This is a genomic window from Streptomyces sp. NPDC055749 (assembly GCF_053617235.1).
In genome coordinates this window covers 132,420-134,570 of the sequence record NZ_JBSHFH010000018.1, presented here as the reverse complement: position 1 = coordinate 134,570, position 2,151 = coordinate 132,420, and the positions used below count along the sequence as shown (strand labels likewise).

The window sequence follows — 2,151 nt, the reverse complement described above, 5'->3', positions numbered from 1 at the left end:
GATATACACTATCATTGTCGTGGGCTGCGTAATTTGTGTATACGAGCCTGGGCGGCGTTGGGGGGCCTTGGTCATGTGCTGGGGGGGGGGGGGTATCTCCCCCGCCCCGCCCCTTTCACGTATCGCACTCCAGAACCGTCCGGCACAACCCGCACCGCACCCGCACCCGCCCCCGCACCGGAACCCGGATGCGCTGGTGGCAGGTGGGGCAGCAGAAGGAGACCCGGAGCCCCTGCCCGCCGTCCTCGAAGGCGTACGGGACCGCCGGGCCGGAGGCCGCCGACGAGTGGTCGCGCGCGTACCGCCGGTCCTTGGCGTAGCGGCGGCGGCCCGCCCACCCCGCCTCCGTCAACGGTGGCTGCCGGGCGTCGTGCAGCGCCAGCTCCCGGCCCTTCGTGTACGCCGAGTACGCCTGCGGGCTGGTGAACCAGGGCGAGGGGTCCTCGTCGAAGGCCAGCGCCCGCTTGGCCAGCACGTAACCGAACTCCTCCGGTGTGAGATAGCCGAGCTTCTGGCTGGAGGTGGCGTCCTCGCGGAAGGCGTCCAGCAGCAGCCAGCCGGCGCCGAGATAGGCCGCCGCGGTGTCGGTGAGGATCTCGTTGTCGCGCGTGCCGGGGAACTCGAGACCGAGCCGGTGCAGCAGGACGTGCATGACCTCGTGCGCCAGCGCGGCGCCGATGTCCCTGCGATGCGTACGGAATCGGTCGTTGAGCTCGATGAAGTACTCGGGCCCCGCCGCCAGTTCGACACTCGCGGCATGCTCCATCCGCCGGAAGCCGACGATCATGCGCGCCTCGGGCAGCCGCAGATGCTGGACCATCGCACGGGCCACCCGCTGGGCGCCGAGATGCAGGTCGTCCACGTCGGAGAAGGCCGCGTCGGCGGGTGCGAGGCTCGTGGCGTACGCGTGCATTCCGTCGTACGAGATCCGCCGGTAGAGCGCGTTGATCGCGGACCGGACGGTGTCGAGATGCGGGAATCCATGGACCACCGGGCTGCCGTCACTCACGCCGGAACCCCCTCCGTAACGCTCAACGGACCTCCACTGTAAGCGGACCGGCGGGGGAGAGCCGGGGAGGATCTGGGTGATCTTGGCCGGAAAGGGCGTCTTGTGGCAGCGGTGATCACCTCCCGATAATCGGATCGCTCTTGTCGGGGCCATGCCGAGAACTGCCTGTGGCGTGCCTCCGTCCGGGGCGCGCAACCCCCCACAGCAACCCCCCACGAAAGAAGGCAGTTCGTTGAAGCAGCTTCTGCGTGCGCTGAAAAGATGCACCGTCATAGCCGCCGTGGCCCTCGCCACCGTCAGCCTCCAGCCCGCCACGTCCTCCGCGGCACCCGCTCCCGTCGTCGGCGGAACCCGCGCGGCCCAGGGCGAATTCCCGTTCATGGTGCGGCTCTCCATGGGCTGCGGCGGTGCGCTCTACGCCAAGGACATCGTCCTGACCGCCGCGCACTGTGTGAGCGGATCGGGCAACAACACCTCCATCACCGCCACCACCGGTGTCGTCGACCTCCAGTCGTCCGCCGCCGTCAAGGTCAAGTCCACCAAGGTCCTCCAGGCCCCCGGCTACAACGGCACGGGCAAGGACTGGGCCCTGATCAAGCTCGCCAAGCCCGTCAACCAGCCGACACTGAAGATCGCCACGAGCACCGCCTACAACCAGGGCACGTTCACCGTCGCCGGCTGGGGCGCCGCCAGGGAGGGCGGCGGCCAGCAGCGCTACCTCCTCAAGGCGAACGTGCCGTACGTCTCCGACGCCGACTGCCAGGACGCGTACGGCGGCTCCCTCGTCCCCGGTGAGGAGCTGTGCGCCGGATTCGAGGCGGGCGGCGTCGACACCTGCCAGGGCGACTCCGGCGGCCCCATGTTCCGCAAGGACAACACCGGCGCCTGGCTCCAGGTCGGCATCGTCAGCTGGGGCGAGGGCTGCGCACGGGCCGGCTACCCCGGTGTGTACACCGAGGTCTCGACCTTCGCATCCGCCATCGCGTCGGCGGCGGCCACACTCTGACCCCGCCGCCTGATCACACCTGAACACCCCCGGGGGTTGGGGGGCGGGGGGGGGGACCCCGCGCCCGCCCCCCCCCCCCCCACCGAGTCGGGGCGGCCCCCCCCCCCACCCCCCCCCCCCCCCGGCGGCCCCCCCC

At 70.8% G+C, this 2,151-nt stretch carries 2 protein-coding genes; one reads left to right on the top strand and one right to left on the bottom strand.

The genetic code is table 11. The annotated features are described in order from the left end of the window. Positions 1-115: 115 nt before the first annotated feature. Positions 116-1,009, bottom strand: a complete 894-nt coding sequence (locus ACWGO0_RS16500; protein ID WP_453534423.1) for a hypothetical protein — start codon at positions 1,007-1,009, stop codon at positions 116-118. Between the two features lie 232 nt (positions 1,010-1,241). On the opposite strand from ACWGO0_RS16500, the gene ACWGO0_RS16495 reads away from it, so the two are divergent. Continuing rightward, positions 1,242-2,015, top strand: coding sequence for a S1 family peptidase (locus tag ACWGO0_RS16495; RefSeq protein WP_453534420.1), 774 nt, complete (start codon positions 1,242-1,244; stop codon positions 2,013-2,015). Positions 2,016-2,151: the final 136 nt, after the last annotated feature.